The organism is Paucibacter sediminis (assembly GCF_030254645.1).
Taxonomy (GTDB): domain Bacteria; phylum Pseudomonadota; class Gammaproteobacteria; order Burkholderiales; family Burkholderiaceae_C; genus Paucibacter_B; species Paucibacter_B sediminis.
This window is the reverse complement of record NZ_CP116346.1, coordinates 3,419,682-3,440,507: the sequence shown is the minus strand read 5'-3', so window position 1 is coordinate 3,440,507 and position 20,826 is coordinate 3,419,682. Positions and strand designations below refer to the sequence as shown.

Annotated in this window: 22 protein-coding genes; 14 read left to right on the top strand and 8 right to left on the bottom strand. The window is 71.8% G+C overall.

What is annotated here, in order from left to right; translation table 11 throughout:
* Positions 1 to 6: 6 nt before the first annotated feature.
* The gene (locus PFX98_RS15980) at positions 7 to 870 is read left to right on the top strand and encodes an ATP-binding cassette domain-containing protein (RefSeq protein WP_285231474.1); all 864 of its coding nucleotides are present in this window, start codon (positions 7 to 9) and stop codon (positions 868 to 870) included.
* Here PFX98_RS15980 and PFX98_RS15975 read toward each other — a convergent pair.
* Together PFX98_RS15975 and PFX98_RS15970 are read right to left on the bottom strand one after the other, a co-directional pair.
* Entirely contained in the window at positions 867 to 1,511 is a 645-nt protein-coding gene (locus tag PFX98_RS15975; RefSeq protein WP_285231473.1) for a YceI family protein, read from the bottom strand. The two genes, PFX98_RS15980 and PFX98_RS15975, sit on opposite strands and share 4 nt — an antisense overlap.
* Positions 1,508 to 2,221: a Crp/Fnr family transcriptional regulator gene (locus PFX98_RS15970; protein WP_285231472.1), complete on the bottom strand. Its 714-nt coding sequence runs from the start codon at positions 2,219 to 2,221 to the stop codon at positions 1,508 to 1,510. Before PFX98_RS15970 ends, PFX98_RS15975 begins: the two co-directional genes overlap by 4 nt.
* 105 nt (positions 2,222 to 2,326) lie before the next feature.
* On the opposite strand from PFX98_RS15970, the gene PFX98_RS15965 reads away from it, so the two are divergent.
* Together PFX98_RS15965 and PFX98_RS15960 are read left to right on the top strand one after the other, a co-directional pair.
* Entirely contained in the window at positions 2,327 to 2,872 is a 546-nt protein-coding gene (locus PFX98_RS15965; protein WP_285231471.1) for an Mpo1 family 2-hydroxy fatty acid dioxygenase, read from the top strand.
* A 1-nt stretch (position 2,873) separates the two neighbouring features.
* Positions 2,874 to 3,893, top strand: coding sequence for a 2-dehydropantoate 2-reductase (locus PFX98_RS15960; protein WP_285231470.1), 1,020 nt, complete (start codon positions 2,874 to 2,876; stop codon positions 3,891 to 3,893).
* Here the strand turns inward: PFX98_RS15960 and PFX98_RS15955 are convergent.
* Positions 3,890 to 6,277, bottom strand: a complete 2,388-nt coding sequence (locus tag PFX98_RS15955; protein WP_285231469.1) for an alpha/beta hydrolase fold domain-containing protein — start codon at positions 6,275 to 6,277, stop codon at positions 3,890 to 3,892. The two genes, PFX98_RS15960 and PFX98_RS15955, sit on opposite strands and share 4 nt — an antisense overlap.
* Before the next feature lie 190 nt (positions 6,278 to 6,467).
* Between PFX98_RS15955 and PFX98_RS15950 the strand changes: the two genes are divergently transcribed.
* From PFX98_RS15950 to PFX98_RS15900, 11 genes are all read left to right on the top strand, one after another.
* Positions 6,468 to 7,013: a PEP-CTERM sorting domain-containing protein gene (locus PFX98_RS15950; RefSeq protein ID WP_285231468.1), complete on the top strand. Its 546-nt coding sequence runs from the start codon at positions 6,468 to 6,470 to the stop codon at positions 7,011 to 7,013.
* 88 nt (positions 7,014 to 7,101) lie between these two features.
* A complete protein-coding gene (locus tag PFX98_RS15945) occupies positions 7,102 to 7,413 on the top strand; it encodes a hypothetical protein (RefSeq protein ID WP_285231467.1) in 312 nt (103 codons plus the stop codon).
* Positions 7,410 to 8,807, top strand: a complete 1,398-nt coding sequence (locus PFX98_RS15940; protein WP_285231466.1) for a TolC family protein — start codon at positions 7,410 to 7,412, stop codon at positions 8,805 to 8,807. Before PFX98_RS15945 ends, PFX98_RS15940 begins: the two co-directional genes overlap by 4 nt.
* Before the next feature lie 9 nt (positions 8,808 to 8,816).
* On the top strand, positions 8,817 to 10,190 hold the full coding sequence (locus tag PFX98_RS15935; protein WP_285231465.1) for a multicopper oxidase family protein: 1,374 nt from the start codon (positions 8,817 to 8,819) through the stop codon (positions 10,188 to 10,190).
* The gene (locus PFX98_RS15930) at positions 10,180 to 10,677 is read left to right on the top strand and encodes a cupredoxin domain-containing protein (RefSeq protein ID WP_285231464.1); all 498 of its coding nucleotides are present in this window, start codon (positions 10,180 to 10,182) and stop codon (positions 10,675 to 10,677) included. The genes PFX98_RS15935 and PFX98_RS15930 overlap by 11 nt, the downstream gene beginning before the upstream one ends.
* The gene (locus PFX98_RS15925; protein WP_285231463.1) at positions 10,674 to 11,147 is read left to right on the top strand and encodes a DUF411 domain-containing protein; all 474 of its coding nucleotides are present in this window, start codon (positions 10,674 to 10,676) and stop codon (positions 11,145 to 11,147) included. Before PFX98_RS15930 ends, PFX98_RS15925 begins: the two co-directional genes overlap by 4 nt.
* Before the next feature lie 13 nt (positions 11,148 to 11,160).
* On the top strand, positions 11,161 to 11,439 hold the full coding sequence (locus tag PFX98_RS15920) for a copper-binding protein (protein ID WP_285231462.1): 279 nt from the start codon (positions 11,161 to 11,163) through the stop codon (positions 11,437 to 11,439).
* Positions 11,436 to 11,834 (top strand): hypothetical protein, encoded by a 399-nt coding sequence (locus PFX98_RS15915; protein ID WP_285231461.1) that lies wholly within the window; start codon positions 11,436 to 11,438, stop codon positions 11,832 to 11,834. The genes PFX98_RS15920 and PFX98_RS15915 overlap by 4 nt, the downstream gene beginning before the upstream one ends.
* A gap of 4 nt (positions 11,835 to 11,838) precedes the next feature.
* Positions 11,839 to 12,354: a BON domain-containing protein gene (locus tag PFX98_RS15910; protein ID WP_285231460.1), complete on the top strand. Its 516-nt coding sequence runs from the start codon at positions 11,839 to 11,841 to the stop codon at positions 12,352 to 12,354.
* A 10-nt stretch (positions 12,355 to 12,364) separates the two neighbouring features.
* The gene (locus PFX98_RS15905) at positions 12,365 to 12,754 is read left to right on the top strand and encodes a DUF1801 domain-containing protein (protein ID WP_285231459.1); all 390 of its coding nucleotides are present in this window, start codon (positions 12,365 to 12,367) and stop codon (positions 12,752 to 12,754) included.
* Between the two features lie 104 nt (positions 12,755 to 12,858).
* On the top strand, positions 12,859 to 14,757 hold the full coding sequence (locus tag PFX98_RS15900) for a sensor domain-containing diguanylate cyclase (RefSeq protein ID WP_285231458.1): 1,899 nt from the start codon (positions 12,859 to 12,861) through the stop codon (positions 14,755 to 14,757).
* A gap of 16 nt (positions 14,758 to 14,773) precedes the next feature.
* On the opposite strand, the gene PFX98_RS15895 is transcribed toward PFX98_RS15900, so the two are convergent.
* From PFX98_RS15895 to PFX98_RS15875, 5 genes are all read right to left on the bottom strand, one after another.
* A complete protein-coding gene (locus PFX98_RS15895) occupies positions 14,774 to 17,569 on the bottom strand; it encodes a response regulator (protein ID WP_285231457.1) in 2,796 nt (931 codons plus the stop codon).
* 129 nt (positions 17,570 to 17,698) lie between these two features.
* On the bottom strand, positions 17,699 to 18,553 hold the full coding sequence (locus PFX98_RS15890) for an alpha/beta hydrolase (RefSeq protein ID WP_285231456.1): 855 nt from the start codon (positions 18,551 to 18,553) through the stop codon (positions 17,699 to 17,701).
* A 5-nt stretch (positions 18,554 to 18,558) separates the two neighbouring features.
* Positions 18,559 to 19,155 (bottom strand): nitroreductase family protein, encoded by a 597-nt coding sequence (locus PFX98_RS15885; protein WP_285231455.1) that lies wholly within the window; start codon positions 19,153 to 19,155, stop codon positions 18,559 to 18,561.
* A gap of 7 nt (positions 19,156 to 19,162) precedes the next feature.
* Positions 19,163 to 20,278 carry a transglutaminase-like domain-containing protein gene (locus tag PFX98_RS15880; protein ID WP_285231454.1) on the bottom strand — a complete coding sequence of 372 codons (1,116 nt, stop codon included), beginning with the start codon at positions 20,276 to 20,278 and terminating at the stop codon, positions 19,163 to 19,165.
* Positions 20,279 to 20,291: 13 nt separating this feature from the next.
* A complete protein-coding gene (locus PFX98_RS15875; RefSeq protein ID WP_285231453.1) occupies positions 20,292 to 20,756 on the bottom strand; it encodes a TlpA family protein disulfide reductase in 465 nt (154 codons plus the stop codon).
* Positions 20,757 to 20,826: the final 70 nt, after the last annotated feature.

Below are 20,826 nucleotides of genomic sequence, written 5' to 3'. Positions count from 1 at the left end.
CCCATCATGCATCCGCTCAGCCTTGAATTCGAAGCCGGCGCCTGGCTGGCGCCGCCGGCGCGTGACTGCGCCCAGCGCGGCCCGCGCCAGCAGGCGGGCCTGGGCCTGCGCCTGCAAGGCATCGCCAAGTCCTATGGCGCGCGCCAGGTCCTGCAGGGCGTGGACCTGGAGATCGCGCCGGGCGAGTTCGTCGCCGTCGTCGGCCGCAGCGGTTGCGGCAAGAGCACGCTGCTGCGCCTGCTGGCCCAGCTGGAGAGCGCCGACGGCGGCGCGCTCGCCAGCGACGACGGCCAGCCGCTGGCGCGGCACCGCGAGGACATCCGCATCATGTTCCAGGAGGCGCGCCTGCTGCCCTGGAAGACGGTGCTGGACAACATCGCGCTGGGCCTGGCCGGCCCGGACGCCCGCGAGCGCGCCCGCGAAGCGCTGGCCCAGGTGGGCCTGGCCGAGCGCGCGCAGGACTGGCCGGCCCGGCTCTCGGGCGGCCAGCGCCAGCGCGTGGCGCTGGCGCGCGCCCTCGTGCATGCGCCGCGCCTGCTGCTGCTGGACGAGCCCCTGGGCGCGCTGGATGCGCTCACCCGCATCGAGATGCACCGCCTGCTCGAGTCGCTGTGGCAGCGCCACGGCTTCACCGCCCTGCTGGTCACCCACGACGTCGCCGAGGCGGTGGCGGTGGCCGGGCGCGTGCTCTTGATCGAGGACCGCGGCGTGGCACTGGATCGCCGCATCGAGCTGCCCCGGCCACGCCAGCATGGCGCGCCGGCGTTTGCGCGCCATGAGGCGGCGATTCTCGGGCGCGTGCTGCAGCGGCCCGCCGAAGCGGCCGAGCCACCGCCGCTGCGGCTGGTGTCAGCGCGCTTCGCGACTTAGGGCCTCAGCCAGAGATCCGCCTCGATGCGCAGCTCGTCCTGCACCGCCAGCAGCCCGCCCAGCACACTGAAGGGCTGGATGCCGAAATCGCTTTGCTTGATGGCAAAGCGCGTGCGGGCGCGCAAGCTGTGCGCCCGCAGGTCCAGCTGCAGCGGCACGCTGATGGAGCGCGTCTGGCCGTGCAGCGTCAGGTCCAGCCGCAGGGTTTCGCCGTCCAGGCCCCGGGCCTGCAGCCGCACCAGCGGAAAGCGCTCGGCCTCCAGCGCGATCAGCATGTTCCGGCGCGTGGCGGCGATGCTGTCGGCATCCGGCACCGAGGCGAAGTCCGGCCCCAGCGCGGCGCGCCAGGCCGGTCGGTCGAATTCCAGCTCGTCCAGGCGAAAGCTCAGCTCCAGCAGCGCAGCGGGCATTTGCACCCCGCCCCGCAGCGGCGGCAGGCCCAGCACATGGTTGTGGCCCAGGGCCGCCAGGCGGCCGCCGCGCAGCACCAGGATGCGCAGCTGCGAGGCGCTGGCATCCACCGACCACAGGCCCGGCGGCGCCGCCACGACAGCCTGGGCTGGCGGCTCGACCACCGGGCCGGGCACACGCGCGCAGGCGGCAAGCACAAACACGAGCAGCAGCGCCAGCGCGCCCCTCACGGCCGGCCCTCGGCGGCCAGCGCGTCCAGGCCCGCCAGGTCCAGCAGCTCGATCTCGGCATAGTGCAGGGCCAGCAGGCCGCGCTCGGCCAGGCTCTTGAGCGCCTTGTTGACGGTCTGCCGGCTCACGCCCAGCATCAGCGCCAGCTGCTCCTGCGGCAGGCGCAGGCGCGACTTGGGCAACTGCATGGCGGCGCTGTCGAAGCCGCGCGCCACCAGGGCCAGACGCTTGGCCAGGCGCTGCTCCAGCGGCAGGTGGGCAATGTCTTCCAGCACCTCGAAGCTGGCGCGCAGCTTGGCGCAGGCCAGGCGCGCCAGGTCGCGCCAGCAGGCCGGGTGGGTGTTGAGCCAGTCCTGCAGCTCGCGCTGCGGCAGCAGCCAGACGCTCGCCGGGCCGTCCGCCACCGCGTCGTGGGTGCGCGGCAGGTCGTCCAGCAGCGAGATCTCGCCGAACCACTGGCCCGGCTCCAGATAGGTCAGCGGCCGCTCGCTGCCATCGCGGCCCAGCGAACCGACGCGCAGCGCGCCGGCCAGCACAAAGCACAGGCCCTCGGGTTGGGCGCCGCGCGCGAACAGGGTCTGGCCGGCGGCCAGGTGCACGCGCCGCCCCGCCTCGCACAGCTGCTGCTGCAGCGCAGCGGTGCAGGCGCGAAACCAGGGGTTGGCCTGCAGGAGGGCCAGTTCGCTGGGATTCAAACGAAAGGCGGACATGGGCTGACTCAGGGTTTGCGCGCGCCGCGATTGTCGGCATTTTGACAGTCATCAAGGCCGCCATCGTCCTACCATGGGGCCATCGACAGCAATGGAGACATCATCATGGCAGCCAGCCCCTTCCGCTCCGCCACCGACCTGATGGCCCAGTACGCGGCCTACCACCGCGACCGCCGCAATATCGCCACCCATTTCGTCGGCATCCCGCTGATCGTGTTCGCGATCGGCATCCTGCTGGCGCGCGCCCAGTTCGGTATCGCCGGCCACGCCCTCAGCGCCGCCTGGCTGCTGTGGGGCGCCAGCACCATCTGGTACCTGACGCGCGGTAATCTGCCGCTGGGCCTGGCGGTGAGCGCCGTCAACGCCCTCCTGATGGCGCTGGCCGAGCCGCTCGCCGCGGGCAGCAGCGCCAGCTGGCTGGGCTGGGGCGTGGGCAGCTTTGTGCTGGGCTGGATCATCCAGTTCGTCGGCCATTACTACGAGGGCAAGAAGCCCGCCTTCGTGGACGACCTGGTGGGCCTGCTGGTGGGCCCGATGTTCGTGGTGGCCGAGGCGATGTTCGCGCTCGGCTGGGGTCAGGCCTTGCTGCGCGAGATCGAGCAGCGCGTCGGCCCCACCATCATCCGCGACCTGACCCACCCCGTCGCCTGAGGTGGCCGACCCCGCGCAAGCCCCGGTGCTCGTGATGGGCGCCGGCGCGATCGGCTGCTTTCTGGGCGGCAGCCTGCAGCGCGCCGGCTGGCCGGTGCTCTATGTGGGCCGGCCGCGCGTGCTGGACGAGCTGGCCACGCATGGCCTGCGCCTCAGCGACCTGGACGGCCGCGACGCGCGCATCCCGGCAGCCGAGCTGCAGCTGGCCAGCAGCATCCCGCCCGGCCTGCGCCCCCGCCTGACCCTGCTCTGCGTGAAGACCGGCGGCACCGTGGCGGCGGCCCAGGCGCTGCAGTCGGCCCTGCCCGCCGACAGCCCGGTGCTCTCGATGCAGAACGGCCTGGGCAATGCCGAGCGCGCCCAGGAGGCCGCGCCCGCGCTGCGCCTGCGCGCCGGCATGGTGCCCTTCAATGTGGCGGCGCTGGCACCCGGCCATTACCACCGCGGCAGCGCCGGCGCCCTGGCGGCCGCGCGCGACGACGCCCTGCCGCCCCTGGTCGGGGCCTTCGCCAGCCAGGGGCTGACGCTGCAGCTGCATGCCGATCTGCGCCCGCTGCAATGGGGCAAGCTCTTGCTGAACCTGAACAACCCGGTCAACGCGCTCTCGGGCCGCCCGCTCAAGGCACAGCTGCTGGAGCGCGGCTACCGCCGCTGCCTGGCCGCCCTGCAGGACGAGGCGCTGGGCCTGCTGCGCGCCGCCGGCCTGGCGCCCGCCAAGGTGGCGGCGGTGGCACCGGCGCGCCTGCCGGCGCTGCTGCGCCTGCCCTCGCCGCTGTTCCGCCTGCTCGCCACGCGCATGCTGCGCATCGATGCCAAGGCGCGCTCCAGCATGGCCGACGATCTGGCGCTGGGCCGCGCCACCGAGATCGACGCGCTGTGCGGTGAGGTGGTGCGCCTGGCCCACCAGCTCGGCCGCCGCGCACCGCTGAACCAGCGCATGTGCGAGCTGGTGCGGGCCTGGCCCGAGCGCCCCCTGCCCTACGCGCCGCGCGAGCTGGAAGAGGCGCTGGGCATTCTCTAGCCGAACTGATAGGCCGAGAAATCGGGCCGCCGCACGCGCCGCTGGTACTCGGCCGTGAAGCCCGGGAAGATCGCCGCGACGCGGCCGTCCGCGCCCTGGTACCAGCTGTGGCATTGCGTCCAGACCGAGCCGCGCAGGCGCGCCTGCAGGCCCTCGTTGTAGGCGCGCTGCGCCTCGGGCCGCACGGCGATCCATTGCTGGCCGCGCTGGCGCAGCTCGCGCATGCAGGCCAGCGCATGCTGCACCTGGGGCTCGATATAGAGCAGGGTCGAGGTGTGGCCGGTGGCGGTATTCGGGCCCAGCATCAGGTAGAGATTCGGAAAACCCGCCACCGTGCAGCCCAGATAGGCCTCGGGGCTGGCGCGCCAGACCTCACCGAGCAACTGCCCCTGCTGGCCGCGGATCTGCAGCGAGGCGAGCAATTGCTGGGTGTCGAAGCCGGTGGCGCAGACCAGCACATCCAGCGGCCGCTCGCGCCCGTCGGCGGTGACGATGCCGCGCGCGCTGATGCGCGCGATCGCCTCGGTCACCAGCTCGGTATTGGGGCGGCCGAGCGCCGGGTAGTAGTCGTTGGAATAAATGATGCGCTTGCAGCCCAGCGGGTAGCTGGGCGTGAGCCTGGCGCGCAGCGCCGGGTCGGCCACCTGACGCTGGCGGTGCGCGGCCGCCGTGGCCAGCATGCCGCGGCGCGCCAGCGTGCCCTCGTCGAAGCCGCGCCGCCCCCATTCCAGCGCCTGCACCCAGGCCCAGCGCACCGCGGCGCTGTAGGGCGGCAGGCGCGCCAGCAGGCGGTCGATGCCGAAGTAGCGGCGGTCCAGCCGCGGCAGCACCCAGTTGGCGGTGCGCTGGAACACATGCAGCTGCCCCGCCTGCGCGGCGATCGGCGCCACCAGCTGCGAGGCGGTGGAGCCCGTGCCTATCACCGCCACGCGCCGGCCCTGCAGCGGCACCGTGGCATCCCAGCGCGCCGAATGCAGGCGCTCGCCCTGGAACTCGGCCAGGCCGGGGATGTCGGGCCAGCGCGGCTGGTTCAGCGGCCCGGTGCTGCAGACGAAATGGCGCGCGCGGTAATGGTCGCCACGGTCGGTGCGCAGCGCCCACTGGCCGCTGGCCGCATCGAAGCCGGCCTCCTGCACCGCCGTGCCCAGGCGCAGATGCGGCAGCAGCCCATGGCGCAGCGCCAGGTCTTGCATATAGCGGTGGATCTCGGGCGCGGAGGCAAAGCGGCGCGTCCAGCGCGGGTTGGCCGCGAAGCTGAAGGCATAGGCGGGCGCCGGCACGTCCACATGGGCGCCGGGATAGCGGTTGTCCCACCAGGTGCCGCCCAGGCCGGTCTGCTTCTCCAGCAGCACGAAGTCGTGCATGCCGGCCCGCTTGAGCTGGATCGCCATGCACAGGCCCGACATGCCGGCGCCCATGATGACGACCTCGTGCGTGGCCTGCACCGGCGCGCGCGCGGCCGCCATCTGCGGGGCGATGAAGGCCGCGGCGCGCGCCAGCGCCGCGTCGGCGCTCGCCAGCGCGCCGCCATGCAGCTGGAACACATGCCAGCGCGCCTGGTCCACCTCGCAGCGCACCGCCACGCCGGCGGCCCGCAGCGCGGCCTCCAGCGCCAGCGCCTGGCCGTGCAGCATCTCGTCGGTGCCGGCCTGTATCAGCGTGGGCGGCAGGCCGCGCAGATCGGCCAGCAGCGGCGAGCACCAGGGGTGCTCGGGCGCGGTCTTGCCCAGGTACTTGGCCGCGCAATCCAGCACCCAGGCCTGGCTGAGCATGGCCTCGCCCGGCACCGGCCGCGCGGGCGCGGCCTCGGCGCGCATATCGGCCCAGGGCGAGATCAGGTAGAGCGCGGCGGGCGCGGCATCGCCGGCCTCCCGCAGCGCCAGCGCGCAGGCCAGCGCCAGGCCGCCGCCGGCCGAATCGCCCGCCAGCACCACCGGCCCCTGGGCGCGCAGCGCCCGGTAGGCCGCCAGCGCGTCGTCCAGGCCGGCCGGAAAGGGATGCTCGGGCGCCAGCCGGTAGTCCAGCGCGAACACCGGCAGGCCGGTGGCCAGCGCCAGCCGGCCGGTCAGCGCGCGGTGCGTGGCCGGCGCGCCCACGCAATAGGCGCCGCCATGCAGATAGAGCACGGCGCCGGGCGCGATGGGCGCATCGGGCGCCGCGCTGCGCGCCCGCAGCCACTCGCCGGGCCGGCCGCCCAGTTGCGCGGCCTCGCGCCGCACGCCGCGCGCCGGCAGCGTGCTGTGCGCCAGCCCGCGCAGCCAGCGGCGCTGGAAGGGGATGGAAAAGCGCGGCGAGAACACCGGCTTGAGCAGGGCCTGCAGGGTGCCGCGCAGCAGTGCGGCGCTGCAGGCCTGCAGCCAGCCAGGGGAGCTGAATGTTCGCATGTGCGGCCAGGGTCGCGTGATTCGCAGCGCTCGATTGTGGCGAACTGTGGCCCGAACGGGCCACGGCACAGACCCTTGGCATCGCTTTCGGCATGGGTGGCCCCGGCCATGCGCCGTGGCCCGTTCAGGCGATGCGCGCAGAGGGCGCAATCCCGACACTGGCGTCACTTCATCGCTCAGGGAAACAATCATGAAACTCCGTCACCTCTACCCGCTCGTCACCACCCTGGCCCTGGCCGCCGCCGGCCTGTGCATCGGCAGCAGCGTCCAGGCCGCCAGCTACAACTTCAGCCAGGGCGGCTTCGCCGATGGCGCCCGCATCACCGGCCACTTCAGCGGCGAAGACCTGGACGGCGACGGCTATCTGTACGGTTACGAGCTGAGCGACTTCGAGCTGTTCTTCTCGGGCAACCGGGCGGTGGGCGCCTTCCACCACGGCATGGCCAACCTCAACGGCATCGTCTACGCGCTGGGCGAATACCGTTTCGACGGCGGCTCCGACACCGTCGAGCACATGGCCAGTTCCAACCATGAGGAGGCGCCCTACACCGAGTACGACGCCTTCGGCTGGCCCGGCTACAACCTGCCCGGCCGCGTCAGCGACAACCTCAACAACACCATCTCCTACACCTGGGAGCCGCTGCTGGTGACGCCCGCCGTGCCCGAGCCCGCCAGCGGGGCCCTGCTGCTGGCGGGCCTGGCCACCGTGGGCCTGCTGCTGCGCCGCAAGCACTGAGGCCGGGCCCGACGCAGGGCCCCCCGCCGGGCTTGACCTTGCCCCCATGGCAAGCCCGAACATGCACGGCTTCACTTAGAGTGAGGTCATGTTGTTGAAACGACTCGGATGGATGGCGCTGCTGGGCTGCACCCTGCAGGCGCTGGCGCAGCCCGGCGACCCGGCGGACGCGCAGGCCCGCGTGCCCAGGGCCGAGGTGCCCAAGGCGCTGGGCGCCTACCGCCGCCTCGACGAGGCCCCCGCCACGCCCTGGCGCGAGGCCAATGAGCAGGTGCTGCGCAGCGGCGGCTGGCGTGCCTATGCGCGCGAGGCGGCCCAGCCCGCTGCACCGGCCAGCGCAGCCTCAGCGGCCTCAGCGGCGTCAACGGCCTCAGCGCCGCGCGGAGCCGATTCGCCATGAGGCGCCTGCTCGCGTTTCTGAGCCTGGCCCTGCTGGGCGGCTGCGCCGGCTTCAGCGCCGATGGCGGCTTCGGCCCGGTGCAGCTGAGCGCCCGCACCCATCTGGACAAGGAGCTGCGCTGGGCGCGCAGCGACGCCGAGCGCGCGGCGATCCAGCAGCGCGTGGCCGAACTGCTGACGCGGCCGCTGGACGCCGAGGCCGCGGTGCAGCTGGCCCTGCTCAACAACCGCGGCCTGCAGGCCAGCTTCCACGAGCTGGGCATCAGCGAGGCGGACTTCGTGCAGGCCGGCCGGCTGCCCAATCCGGGCCTCAGCCTGGCCAGCCTGCAGCGCGGCGACGAGCATGAGCTCGAGCGCGGCCTGCACCTCAATCTGGCCCGGCTGCTGGCCCTGCCCTGGGCCGGCCAGCTCGAGGCGCGGCGCTTCGAGCAAAGCAAGCAGCGCGTCGCCCTGGAGGTGCTGAGCCTCGCGGCCGAGACCCGCAAGGCCTGGATCGAGGCGGTCGCCGCGGAGCAAGCGCGGCGCTATGCCGGCCAGGTGATGGAGGCCGCCGAGGCCGGCGCCGAGCTGGCGCGCCGCATGGCCCAGGTGGGCAACTTCAACGCACTGCAGCGCGCCCGTGAGCAGGGCTTTTATGCCGATGCCGCGCTCGGGCTGGCGCGCGCCGAGCAGCAGCAGCGCGCCCGGCGCGAGCGCCTCACCCGCCTGCTGGGCCTGTGGGGCGAGCAGGCGACGCGCTTGGCCCTGCCCGAGCGCCTGCCCGAGTTGCCCGCCCAGGCCGACGAGCTGCCCGAGATCGAGCGCATCGGCATGGCCCGGCGCCTGGATGTGCAGGGCGCCAGGCTGGCCAGCGAGGCGCTCGCGCGGCAGCTGGGCCTGAGCCGCGTGACGCGCCTGGTGAACGTGCTGGAGCTGGGGCTGGTGCGCAACAGCTCGAACCAGGCGCCCACGCAGCGCGGCTGGGAGCTGAGCCTGGAGCTGCCGCTGTTCGACTGGGGCCAGGCGCGCGTGCAGCGCGCCGAGAGCCAGTATCTGCAGGCGCTGGAGCGCGTCGCCGAGACCGCCATCAACGCCCGCTCGGAGCTGCGCGAGGCCTATGGCAATTACCGCTCCGCCCATGCCATCGCCCAACACCATCTGCAAGAGATCGTGCCGCTGCGCCAGCGCATCGCCGAGGAAAACCTGCTGCGCTACAACGGCATGCTGATCGGCGTGTTCGAGCTGCTGGCCGACACGCGCGCGCAGATCGCCAGCGTGGCTTCAGCGATCGACGCGCAGCGCGATTTCTGGCTCGCCAAGGCCGATCTGGACCAGGCCCTGCTGGGCAAGCCCGGCCTCGCCCAGGCCGGCGCAATCACCGCCACACCCGCCGCCGCCGACAGCGGTGGCCACTGAAAGAAGCCCATGGTTTCCCGCAGAAACTTTCTCGGCGGCGCGGCGCTTGCGGCCGGCACGGTCAGCAAGGTGGCGATGGCCGCCCTGCCCGAACCCGTCATCCAGACCTCGCCCGACACCCAGCCGCCGCTGCAGCCCGCCAGCGGCCGCCCCTACAACCCGGTGGTGACGCTGAACGGCTGGACCCTGCCCTGGCGCATGAACGGCGGGGTGAAGGAGTTCCATCTGGTGGCCGAGCCGGTGGTGCGCGAGATGACGCCCGGCTTCAAGGCCCACCTGTGGGGCTATAACGGCCAGAGTCCCGGCCCCACCATCGAGGTGGTGGAGGGCGACCGCGTGCGCATCTTCGTCACCAACAAGCTGCCCGAGGTCACCAGCATGCACTGGCATGGCCAGCGCCTGCCTTGCGGCATGGACGGCGTCACCGGCCTGACCCAGGCGCCGATCGCGCCCGGCAAGACCTATGTGTACGAGTTCGTGGCGCGCCGCCCGGGCACCTTCATGTACCACCCGCATGCCGACGAGATGGTGCAGATGGCGATGGGCATGATGGGCTTGTGGATCACCCATCCCAAGGGCAAACATCCGCTCATCGACCCGGTGGACCGCGACTATGTGTTCCTGCTGAACGCCTACGACATCGAGCCCGGCAGCGCCACGCCCAAGATCATGACGATGCTGGACTTCAACCTCTGGACCTGGAACAGCCGCGTGTTCCCGGGCATCGCGCCCCTGGTGGCGCGCCAGGGCGAGAAGGTGCGCATCCGCGTCGGCAACCTCACCATGACCAACCATCCCATCCATCTGCACGGCCATGAGTTCATGGTCACCGGCACCGATGGCGGCCCGGTGCCCAGGAGCGCGCGCTGGCCCGAGGTCACTACCGATGTGGCGGTGGGCCAGATGCGGCAGCTGGACTTCATTGCCGACGAGGAAGGCGACTGGGCCTTCCACTGCCACAAGAGCCACCACACCATGAACGCGATGGGCCACAACGTGCCCACCATGATCGGCGTGGACCACCGCCAGCTGGCGCGCAAGATCACGCAGCTGGTACCCGACTACATGGTGATGGGCGAGCGCGGCATGCACGACATGACCGAGATGGAAATGCCCCTGCCCGACAATACCGCCGCGATGATGACCGGCCACGGCCCCTTCGGCCCGGTGGGCATGGGCGGCATGTTCAGCATGCTGAAGGTGCGCAAGGATCAGAAGGCGGGCGACTACAGCGACCCCGGCTGGTTCAAGCATCCGCCCGGCACCCTGGCGCATGAATGGCAGGGGCCGCTGGCCGAGCCGGCACGGCCGGCCGCCAGTGCCGGCACGCCGGCGGTCGAGGTGAACATACGCAAGCCGACGGGAGCACACCATGGGCATTGAAAATAGGCGCTGGCTACTGGCAGCGTTGCTGAGCCTGGGCGCGCTCGGCAGCGCGCAAGCCCATGGCGGCGAAAAGCATGCCGGCCCGCTGCGCAAGGAGCAGAAGGCCTGGGGCATCGCCGCCGAGCCCAGGGCCGCCGGGCGCACGGTGCGCTTCGTGATGAGCGACGACATGCGCTTCACGCCCGACCGCCTGGAGGTGCGGCGCGGCGAGACCCTGCGCATCGTGGTGAAGAACGAGGGCGCAATGCTGCATGAGTTCGTGCTGGGCACCAAGGCGGAGCTCGACGAGCATGCCGCGCTGATGCTCAAATTCCCGAACATGGAGCATGACGAGCCCTATATGGCCCATGTGCCGGCGGGCCAGCAGGCCCAGATCGTCTGGACCTTCAACCGCGCCGGCGAATTCGATTTCGCCTGCCTGATCGCCGGCCATTACCAGGCCGGCATGGTGGGCAAGATCATCGTCAAGGAGAAACAGCGATGACAAGATCGCGCGATAGACGCCGGCTGCTGCTGGCCAGCCTGGTCGCGGCCGCCCTGCCGGCCATCCCGGCCCGCGCCGCCAAACCCGCCCTGCCGGTGGTGGAGGTCTGGAAAGGCCCGGCCTGCGGCTGCTGCAAGGACTGGATCAAGCACCTGGAGGCCAACGGCTTCACGGTGCGCAGCTTCGACAGCGGCAATACCGACGCGCGCGCCCGCCTGGGCGTGGCGCTCGACTATGGCTCCTGCCACACCGCCCAGGTGGGCGGCTACGCCATCGAGGGCCATGTGCCGGCGCGCGAGATCCTGCGCCTGCTGCGCGAGCGCCCGCGGGCGATCGGCCTGGCAGTGCCCGGCATGCCGGTGGGTTCGCCGGGCATGGACGGCCCCGAATACGGCGGCCGCAAGGACCCCTACCAGGTGCTGCTGCTGGGCCACGACGGCGGCAGCCGTGTCTATCAACGCTATGCCTGAGGAGCGACCGACGATGAAATCCCTGCTGCTGATGCTGGCCCTGGGCCTGGCGAACGCGGGCGCCGCCCCCACCCTGACCGAGGGCGAGGTGCGCAAGATCGACAAGGAAAACAAGAAGATCACGCTCAAGCATGCGGAGATCAAGAACCTCGACATGCCGCCCATGACCATGGTGTTCCAGCTCAAGGACCCGGCCTGGCTGGACAAGCTCAAGGTCGGCAGCAAGGTCCGCTTCGCCGCCGAGAACGCCGCCACCGGCATGGTGGTGACCGAGCTGGAGGTGGCGCCATGAGGGCCGGCCGAGTGCGCTCGAGTACGCTGTTGGGTACGCTGCTGGGCGCATTGCTGCTGGCGAGCTCGGCGCGGGCCGAGCTGATCGAGCTGGGCTGGAGCGATGCCGGCCGCTTCGAGCGCAAGCTGAGCGTGGCGCCCGGCAAGTTCGCCGAGGTCTGCGGCCCCCTGAAGGCCGGCCAGAGGGTCGACTGGGCCTACCATTCGGACGCGCCGCTGAACTTCAACATCCATTACCACCTCGGCAAGGAGGTGCGCTACCCGGCGCGCGTCGAGCAGTCCGCCCAGGAGCAGGGCAGCCTGGCGGTCGAGAGCGCGCAGGACTACTGCTGGATGTGGAGCAACAAGTCCAAGCAGGCGCTGCAGCTGAACCTGCAACTGGGCCTCATTCAGTAAGCCGATGCGCGCGCGTTGCGGCCATGTTGGCCTTGCCGCGCTGTGGCTTGGTCTGTGCTTCGGCCTGGCCGGGCCGGCGCGGGCCGACGACGCGCCGCAGCGCCGCAACTGGTTCGACGACCCCTTCTTCCAGATCGCCGCTGCGCTGCCGGCCTGCCCGGTGCCGCGGGGCCCCTTCATCACCGAGGCCGAGCGGCGCGTGCAAGCCCATCACCGCGCCGAAAAGGGCACGAGCTGCTGGCTGGCCGGGCGCTGCGAGCGCGCCAACTTCTATTCTTATGACCAGGACATCGCCGCCGCGCTGCGTGCCGCCCTGCCGCAACAGGCCGACTTGCTGAGCGGCAGCAGCCTCTGGGTCACGGTGCAGGGCCGGGTGGTCTACCTGGAAGGTTGCGTGCCCGAGGCCGCGCGCGCCGCCGCCCTGGAAGCCTGGGCGCGCAGCCTGCCCCAGGTACAGTCGGCCATCGCCCTGGTGCTGGCCGATCTGCGGCTGGCGCCGCCCTACGCCACCGCACCCTGAGCACGCAAACATGCCAGCCGCCCAGCACGAACGCGCCGCGGTGGATGCCTTCATGGCCGCCCTCGAGCATGCGCACAAGCCGGCCATCGAGGCGCTGCGCCAGGCCATGCTGGCGGCCGACGCCAGCATCAGCGAGGGCATCAAGTGGAATGCGCCGAGCTTCCGCACGCGGGAATGGTTTGCCACCACCCATCTGCGCGCCAAGCTGGGGCTGGGTCTGATCCTGCATCGGGGCGCCAAGGTGCGCAGCAGCCCCGGCCCGCAGCTCGAGGACCCGACCGGGCGGCTGCGCTGGCTGGGCCAGGACCGCGCGCAGCTGCTCTATGCCGATGCCGCCGACCTGCGTGCCGGCACGCCGGCCCTGCAGGCCCTGGTACGCGACTGGATCAAGAGCGTTTGAGGCCACTCTTGACCAAAAGCAAGCCGCGCACCGAAGCCCGGGCCTAGAGTGACAGCAAAGACCAAGAACAGTACAGGGACTGGCCGCCCGACGCGGACCAGCGTATGCATGACAGCAAGGCGAACAAGGCCCGGGCCGCAAGCCCCAGGGCCGGGCAGGGACAGCGCCCGGCGCTCTATGCGCTGACGGTCTGCCTGGTCGGCCTGCTGATCCTTGGCCTGGCCGGCCTGGCCATCTGGCAGGCCCGGGCCGGCTATCGCGAGCGTGCCGGCCTGGCGACGCAGAACCTGGCGCGGCTTTATGCACAGCGCCTCGGCGACCGTTTCGACAAGCTGGACCTGAGCCTGCAGCTGCTCTCCAGCGCCCATGCCGAGACGCTGAAGGCGGGCACTAGCCCGGCGGCGCTGCTGCCGGGCCTGCTCAGGCAGCACCAGCGCCTGCATCCGGAACTGCTGAGCCTGCAGCTCGCCGACGCTGGCGGCCAGGTGCAATGGAGCAGCCGCGCCCTGGCGCTGCCGGCCCCGCAGGTGGCCGAGCGCCAGTTCTTCGGCAGCGCGCGCGACCAGGCTGCAGCGGCGCTGTGGGTGGACGGCCCGCTGCGGGCCGACGATGGCAAGACCTGGGTGATCGTGCTGGCGCGCCGCCTCAACGCGGCCGATGGCAGCTTTGCCGGCGTGCTCTACGCGAATGTCGCCACCAGCAGCCTGGGCCCGGTGCTGGCGAGCGCCGAGCTCGGGCCGGCCGGCGCCGCCACCCTGCGCAACGCCGAGCTGGCCCTGGTGCACCGCCATCCCGACACCCATGGCGCGGTGGGCAGCAAGGAGGTGTCGGCGCAGCTGCGCGAGGCCGTGCACCGCGCGCCGGCGGCGGGCGTCTACCTGGCCAGCACCGCCATCGACGGCATCGAGCGCAGCAACGCCTACCAGCGCCTCGAGCATTACCCCTTCTATGTGCTGGTGGGCCTGGCCACCTCCGCCGACCAGGCCGCCTGGCGGACCGAGGCCCTGACGCTGGCCGGCCTGGCCTTGCTGGCCCTGCTGGTCACGGCCCTGTCGGCCGGCCTGCTGTACCGCCGCACCGCCCTCTTGGCGGCGCGCGAGGCCGAGCTGCGCAAGGTCCAGCACCTCGCCGGCATGGGCAACTGGACCTGGGACTGCCAGTCCGGCGAGCATTACTGGTCGCCGCAGATCTACCGGCTCTATGGCCGCGCGCCGCAGGCCGGGCCGGCCGTCTACCCCGAGGTGCAGCGCTACTTCTCGCCGCACAGCTGGACCGCGCTGGCCGCCTGCGTGGAACGCTGCCTGCAGGACGGCAAGCCCTACCAATGCGATGCCGAGCTGCAGCGCGAGGATGGCGCGCGGCGCTGGGTGCATATCTGCGGCGAGGCGGCCCGCGACGCCAGGGGCCGGGTGCGGCGCCTACATGGCACCGTGCAGGACATCACCGCGCTCAAGCAGACCCATGCTGAGATGGAGCACTACGCCTACCACGATGCCCTCACCGGCCTGCCCAACCGCCTGCTGCTGATGGACCGGCTGCCGCAGGCGCTGGCGCTGGCCGAGCGGCAGGGGCGGCTGCTGGCGCTGTGCTATCTGGACCTGGACGGCTTCAAGCCGGTCAACGACCGCCACGGCCATGCCGCCGGCGACCAGGTGCTGCGCGTGGTGGCCCAGCGCCTGGCGCAATGCATGCGCGGCAACGACACGGTGGCCCGGCTGGGTGGCGATGAGTTCGTCATTCTCATGAACCAGCTCGAGCAGGTGGGCGAGGCGGTGGCCGCGCTGCAGCGCGTGATCGCCCTGCTGCGCCAGCCCATCGAGCTGCACGGGCAGCCCAGCGTGCGCATCTCGGCCTGCGCCGGCGTGGCGATCTTTCCCGACGATGCCGGCCTGCCGGATGTGCTGCTGGGCCAGGCCGACCTGGCGCTCTACGAAGGCAAGCGGCGCGGCCCCGGCAGCGTCTGCCTCTACAGCGAGCTGGTCGCGATGGCGATCCAGACCTGAGCGGCGGCGCGAGGGCTCAGGCAGCGCTGTGCAGCGCCCGGCCGGCGCGCTGCGTGCCGTCCGCCTGATCGAGCCATTGCAGCAGGGTGGCGAACAGCCGCTCCGGGTCCACCGGCTTGCTGATGAAATCGTCCATGCCGGCCTGCAGGCATTGCTCGCGGTCCTCGGCAAAGGCATTGGCCGTCATCGCCAGCACCGGCAGCTGCGCGCAGCCCGGCAGCTTGCGCAGCGCGCGCGTCGCCTGCAGGCCATCCATGCCGGGCAGCTGCATGTCCATCAGCACAAGGGCATAGGGCTGGCTGGCCAGCAGGGTCAGCGCCTCCAGGCCGGTCTCCGCCACATCCACCACCAGGCCCACCTCCTGCAGCAGGCCCTGGGCCACCAGCTGGTTCACCGGGTCGTCGTCGACCACCAGCACGCGCCGGCCGCCGTGGCGCTGGGCCAGGCGCTGCTCGGCTTGCACGCCGGGCTCGGCGGGCAGCAGCCCCGGCACGGTGTGCTCGGCGAGCGCCAGCCTGGCCGTCATCCAGAAGCAGCTGCCCTGCCCCGGCGTGCTGCGCAGGCCCACCTCGCCGCCCATCAGCGCGGCGATGCGCTGGGTGATGGCCAGGCCCAGGCCGGTGCCTCCATAGCGCCGCGCGGTGGACTGCTCGGCCTGGCTGAAGGCGCGGAACAGCCGCGCCTGCTGCTCGGGGCGCAGGCCGATGCCGGTGTCCTGCACCTCGAAGCGCAGCAGGCAGTCCTGCGCGCCCTGCTCCAGCAGCTGGCCGCGCAGCGTGATGCCGCCCGTCTCGGTGAACTTGAGCGCATTGCCCAGGTAGTTCAGCAGCGCCTGCGAGAGTCGCGTGGCATCGCCGCGCAAGGCATTGGGCAGGCCCTCCAGCTGCAGCTCCAGCCTCAGGCCCTTGGCCTGGATGGCGTTGCCGACCACGTCGACCGCCGCCGCCACCGCCTCGTCGAGCAGGAAGTCGCGCTCCTCGAGCTGCAGCTGGCCGGCCTCGATCTTGGAGAGGTCGAGGATGTCGTTGATGAGGCGCAGCAGGTGCTGGCCCGAGCGCAGGATCTTGTCCAGGCGCTCGGCCTGCGCGGGCGGCAGGCTGGCGCGCCGCATCAGATGGGCCATGCCCAGGATGCCGTTGAGCGGGGTGCGGATTTCATGGCTCATATTGGCGAGGAACTCCGACTTGGCATGGGTGGCCGTCTCGGCCTGGCTGGCGCGCTGCGCCAGTTCGGCGTTCAACTCCTCCAGGCGCCGCTCGGCCTGCTTGAGCGCGGTGACGTCGGTCACCATCGCGTAGAAGCCCAGCACCTGGCCCGCCACCACATCGGGCATGTACTCGGCCCAGGCAAAGCCCTCGCTGCCATCGGCCTTCACCATGCTGCGCGCGAAGCGCTGCCGCTCGCCGCGCAGCACCGCCTGCACATGGGGCTCGGTGCGCGCGAACAGCTCGGGGCCCAGCAGCTCGGCCATCGGCATGCCCAGCATGTCCTCGGGCGCGCGCCCGTACCACTCCAGATAGGCGCGGTTGGCAAAGCGGCAGGTCTGATCGGCGTCCCAGTAGCTGAGCATGCCGGGCATGGCGTCGGTGACGGCATGGATGAAGCGCTGCTTGCGGCGCAGCTCGGCATTGCTGGTCTGCAGCTCGGCGGTGCGCTCGGCCACGGTGAGTTCGAGCTGGTCGCGCTCGCGCCGTATCAGCTGGTGCTGGGCCCGCAGGCGCGCCTGCATATGGTTGAAATTGCCGAGCAGCTGGCGGATCTCGCGGCTGCCCGAGACCGGCAGGCCGGCATCGAGCTCGCCCTGCTGGGCCAGCGCGCCGATGCGCTGCGTGGCCGCGGCCAGCGGCGCCAGCTCGCGCTGCACCAGCCACCAGATCAGGCCCCCCATCAGCAGCGCGATCAGCAGCGCACCGCCATAGATGCGCTGCTCCAGCGCATGCACGGGCGCGAACACCTCCTGGGTTGGTAGATAGGCCACCACGATCCATTCGGCCTGCTTCAGGCGCGCCGCGGCACCCAGGGTTTCGATGCCGCGCGAGTCCGGCCCCAGCAGCGGCCCCAGCTCGCCCTGCAGCCGGCGCTGCAGCACGCTGCCCTCGCCCGCCGCGGGCAGGGCGTTCATGGCGCGCTTGGGATCGGTGCTGGTGACGTAGAGCTTGTCGCGCAGCGACACCACATGGAAGCCGCCCGTCTCGCCATTGCGCACCTCGCCGGCAAAGTGGAAGGCACTGCCCGGCGCCAGCAGCTCGGAGCCGCACAGCACCGCCACCACCCTGCCCGCGGCGTCCTTCAGCGGCAGTGCCACGATCAGCACCGGCTGCTTGGCAAAGCGCCCCATGCGCGGCTGTATCACCGGCTCGCCGCTGCTCAGCGCCTGCTGGAAGTAGCTGGAATCGGCGTAGCTGGTGCCGATGAAGCCGCGCGCCGGCGCCTCGGCAATGCGCAGGCCCGCGCGCGAGATCAGGTAGATGTCGCGGCTGAAGATGGTGGCGGCCACGGGCTTGTCGGCCAGAAAGGCCGGCAGCGCGGCCGGCTGGCTCTGCAGCAGCGTCAGCACCTGCGGTGCCAGCGCCCTGAGCGCCTGGACCCTGAGCTGCAACTGCTCGTCCAGCGTGCGGGCCACGAACAGCGCGGTGGTGCTCTGCCCCTTGGCGGCCAGGGTCTGGAAGTCCTGGCGCAGGCCCTTCACCACATACAGCGACAGCGCACCCACGCCCAGCGCCGACAGCAGGATGCCGAACAGGGCCAGCTTGAACTTGAGCGTCGCGCGCCGCAGCAAGGCTCCGGCCCGGGCTTGCAAGCGATTTGGCATGACACACCTCTCCTACCCTGAAGCCCCCGGGGAAGGGCTGATCGGGCAGCAGCCAGCGTCTAACGCGCCATGTGGCGGCGGCCCATGGCTAGTAAAGCATGCCCAGCGGATTCTGCAAAGCCCAGCATCTCAGGGGTTTGGCGCGGCGCCGGCGGGGCGGAACAGCCAGCGCAGCGCACGCGCGAACTCGGCGCGCCAGGCCGCCTCGTTGTGCTCGGCCTCGGGGGCGACGTGCAGGGTCAGGGCTTGCGGCGGGTTGCGTCGCAGCAGGGTCTCGTGCATGCGGCGCGCGTCCGCGACCATGTCGCCCTCGCGCCCGCCCACATACAGGTACAGGCGCGCGTCCGGCGTCAGCGCACGGGCGGCCACGTCATCAAACAGCGCCGGCGCCACCCAGTACGAGGGTGAGAACAGCCCCGCCTTGGAGAACACGTCCGGGTAGCGCTGGATCGCGTAATGCGAGATCAGCCCGCCCATCGAGCTGCCCATGATGGCGGTGTGCTCGCGCCCGGGCAGGCTGCGGTAGCGCCCGTCGATCAGGGGCTTGAGCACATCGACCACAAAACTCAGGTACTGTGCCCCCTCGGCCGCGCCGATGCGCGGGTGCGCGTAGGGGGCGAGCTCGTTCATGCGGCGCTCGCCGCCGTTGTCTATGCCCACCACGATGGCCTCGAAGCCCTCGCTGCGCGCCAGCTCGTTGAGGGTCTCGTCCACCCCCCATTCGCCGGCGTAGGCGGTGGCGGCATCGAACAGGTTCTGGCCATCGTGCATGTAGATGACCGGGTAGCGCCGGCTGGGCGCGCTGGCATAGCTGGGCGGCAGGTAGAGGCGCACCAGGCGCTCGCGCCCCAGGCCGGGCATGGCCAGCGGCGCGAGCACGCTGACATTGGGCTGGGCGGTGGAGGCGACGGGCGCCTCGGCGGTGCAGGCCGACCCGCAGCAGCACAGGGCCAGGACCATCAGGGCGTTTAGGAGTCGTTTCATCGCGTTCAGCCCTGCCCGCCCTGCCAGTCCTGCAAGGCCACGTCCACGCCCGCCTTGCGCGAGGGGCCGCTGGCCCGCTTGGCGGGCGTGCCCAGGGCGATCCAGCCCAGCAGGGTCTCGCCGGGGGCGCAGAAGGCGGCGGCGATGTCGGCATTGCGCACCTTGGCACCGCTGAGCATCTTGCCACCATAACCCAACAGATGCGCGGCCGTGAGAAACTGCGCGAGCGCACCGCCCACGGCGGCCCATTGCTCATGCGCCGGCACCTGGGGGTGGCCCAGGTCGATGCGCGCCAGCACCGCCACGGTGAGCGGTGGCCTGAGCGCGCGCTCGGCGTCCAGCGCGGCGCCGGCCTCGTCCTTGCCGGCGGCGCGCGCCGCCGCCGCGAACAGCTCGGCCATGCGCTGGCGCGCGGCCCCCCGCACCAGCTTGAAGCGGAAGGGCAGCAGCTCGCCATGGTCGGGCGCGCGCAGCGCGGCCTGCACCATCAGCCGCAGCTCGGCATCGCTGGGCCCGGGTTCGACCAGGTGCTTGGGACCGACGGAATAGCGGCCCAGCAGGGCTTGCAGGGCCAGGTCTTGCGGAGCCAGCGGCGCGTTCATGCCGGCCTCAGGCGAGCAGCTCGCGCGCGCTGATCGTGTACTTGAAGCTGTCGGGCGCCAGCTCGTCGAAGCGGCCGCTGGCGTTTTCGCCCTGCGGATACATCAGGAAGGGCAGGCTGGCCTTGCCGGCGCTGCCGGGCAGCTGCAGATCGTGCGCGGTGTTGTAGCCCACCCAGTTGCCCTCCCAGCCCCCGAACAGGCCCTTGGCCACCGGCGCGGCCAGCGGATGCTGCACGTCCTTGATCCATTCCGGCGTCTCCTGGCGCATCACCTTGAGCACATCGGCCGGGTCCATCGCCACCCAGCCGTACTGGCGCAGGAAAACCTCGGCGCGGCAATGCTGCGCGCCCTTGAGGCTGGCCGGGTTGGCGCCCAGCTCGCGGTAGCCGAAGGCCGAGGGCGCCACGCGCAGGCCGTAGACATCGCGCGCCGGCACGCCCACCGAGCGGCACATGCCGACGAACAGCGCGTTCAGGTCGGCGCATTTGCCGCTCAGGTTGCCGGTCTCCAGCATGGTCTTGATATCACCATTGCCGCAGCCGCGCACCTTGGGTTCGCGGTGCGCGTTCACCAGCACCCATTGGTAGAGCGCGCGCACCTTGTCCACATCGCTGCCGGCGCCGCGGGTGATCCGCTGCGCGGTCTGGCGCACGATGCCGTCGGTGGGCAGCAGCTCGGTGGGCGCCAGGCAGGCACGCAGCAGGGCCGGATCCTCGCTGGCGCGGCCGGGCTTGGCCCAGTCCACCGCGCGGCTGCGCGTCTGCACGCGGCTGCTGAGCTGCAGCGTTGGCTCCTTCACGCCGGCCGGGAACGCCGCGTACAGCATGCGCGTGCCGCGCGCCGCATCCGCCACCAGCCTGGCCTCGGCCGCATTGCCGCTCCAGCTCTGGTCCAGCGTACGCTGGTAGTCGGTCTCCAGATCGGGCAGGGGCAGCCAGAGCTTGACGCCCCCCTGCGGGTCGGCCACCTGCACCGAGAGCGTCAGCTCGAACGTGCGCCAGGGGCCCACCTGGGGTTCGAAGCGGCGCGCGGCCTCGGCGGCCAGCGCCGCTGGCGCGAGCATGGGCAGGGCAGCGAGGGCGGCGCCGGATTGGATCAGCAGTTGGCGGCGGGTGCATGTCATGACGGAATCCTCATCAGGAAAAAAGCGGGGCGATCCACTGGCGGGCCTGCGGCCCGGTCCAGTCGAGCTCGCCCATCACGGTGAACAGGGCCTTGCCGTCGCGCCCGAGCGCCACGGTGGTGGGCAGCACGCGCGCACCCCAGGCACGCGAGGTGCTGCCATCCAGATCGCGCAGCACCGGCAGGCTGATCGGCATCAGCTGCAGATAGCGGCGTATCGCGGCATCGGTCTCGCGCTGGTTGACGGCCAGCACCAGCAGGCCCTCGCGCTCGTGGCGTTGCGCCAGCAATTCCAGCGAGGGCATCTCGGCGCGGCAGGGCTCGCACCAGCTGGCCCAGAAATTCAGCAGCACCGGCCGGCCCTTGGCCTCGGCCAGGCTCCAGCCGGGGCCCTCGAAGCCGGGCAAGGCCAGCCCGGGGGTGGCCTGGCTCTTGGGCCAGGGGCGCAGCAGCGCGCCCGCGGGCTGGCTGCGGGCCAAGGCCGGGCTTAGCGCGGCCAGCCCGTACGCCAGCCCACCAGCCAGCATCTCACGGCGCCCGCCACGCCCT

Coding starts and splice junctions, on each gene's coding strand:
- PFX98_RS15980 (WP_285231474.1), top strand. CDS start 7: ATGCATCCGCTCAGCCTTGAATTCGAAGCCGGCGCCTGGCTGGCGCCG.
- PFX98_RS15970 (WP_285231472.1), bottom strand. CDS start 2,221: ATGTCCGCCTTTCGTTTGAATCCCAGCGAACTGGCCCTCCTGCAGGCC.
- PFX98_RS15965 (WP_285231471.1), top strand. CDS start 2,327: ATGGCAGCCAGCCCCTTCCGCTCCGCCACCGACCTGATGGCCCAGTAC.
- PFX98_RS15955 (WP_285231469.1), bottom strand. CDS start 6,277: ATGCGAACATTCAGCTCCCCTGGCTGGCTGCAGGCCTGCAGCGCCGCA.
- PFX98_RS15950 (WP_285231468.1), top strand. CDS start 6,468: ATGAAACTCCGTCACCTCTACCCGCTCGTCACCACCCTGGCCCTGGCC.
- PFX98_RS15945 (WP_285231467.1), top strand. CDS start 7,102: ATGTTGTTGAAACGACTCGGATGGATGGCGCTGCTGGGCTGCACCCTG.
- PFX98_RS15940 (WP_285231466.1), top strand. CDS start 7,410: ATGAGGCGCCTGCTCGCGTTTCTGAGCCTGGCCCTGCTGGGCGGCTGC.
- PFX98_RS15935 (WP_285231465.1), top strand. CDS start 8,817: ATGGTTTCCCGCAGAAACTTTCTCGGCGGCGCGGCGCTTGCGGCCGGC.
- PFX98_RS15930 (WP_285231464.1), top strand. CDS start 10,180: ATGGGCATTGAAAATAGGCGCTGGCTACTGGCAGCGTTGCTGAGCCTG.
- PFX98_RS15925 (WP_285231463.1), top strand. CDS start 10,674: ATGACAAGATCGCGCGATAGACGCCGGCTGCTGCTGGCCAGCCTGGTC.
- PFX98_RS15920 (WP_285231462.1), top strand. CDS start 11,161: ATGAAATCCCTGCTGCTGATGCTGGCCCTGGGCCTGGCGAACGCGGGC.
- PFX98_RS15915 (WP_285231461.1), top strand. CDS start 11,436: ATGAGGGCCGGCCGAGTGCGCTCGAGTACGCTGTTGGGTACGCTGCTG.
- PFX98_RS15910 (WP_285231460.1), top strand. CDS start 11,839: ATGCGCGCGCGTTGCGGCCATGTTGGCCTTGCCGCGCTGTGGCTTGGT.
- PFX98_RS15905 (WP_285231459.1), top strand. CDS start 12,365: ATGCCAGCCGCCCAGCACGAACGCGCCGCGGTGGATGCCTTCATGGCC.
- PFX98_RS15900 (WP_285231458.1), top strand. CDS start 12,859: ATGCATGACAGCAAGGCGAACAAGGCCCGGGCCGCAAGCCCCAGGGCC.
- PFX98_RS15895 (WP_285231457.1), bottom strand. CDS start 17,569: ATGCCAAATCGCTTGCAAGCCCGGGCCGGAGCCTTGCTGCGGCGCGCG.
- PFX98_RS15890 (WP_285231456.1), bottom strand. CDS start 18,553: ATGAAACGACTCCTAAACGCCCTGATGGTCCTGGCCCTGTGCTGCTGC.
- PFX98_RS15885 (WP_285231455.1), bottom strand. CDS start 19,155: ATGAACGCGCCGCTGGCTCCGCAAGACCTGGCCCTGCAAGCCCTGCTG.
- PFX98_RS15880 (WP_285231454.1), bottom strand. CDS start 20,278: ATGACATGCACCCGCCGCCAACTGCTGATCCAATCCGGCGCCGCCCTC.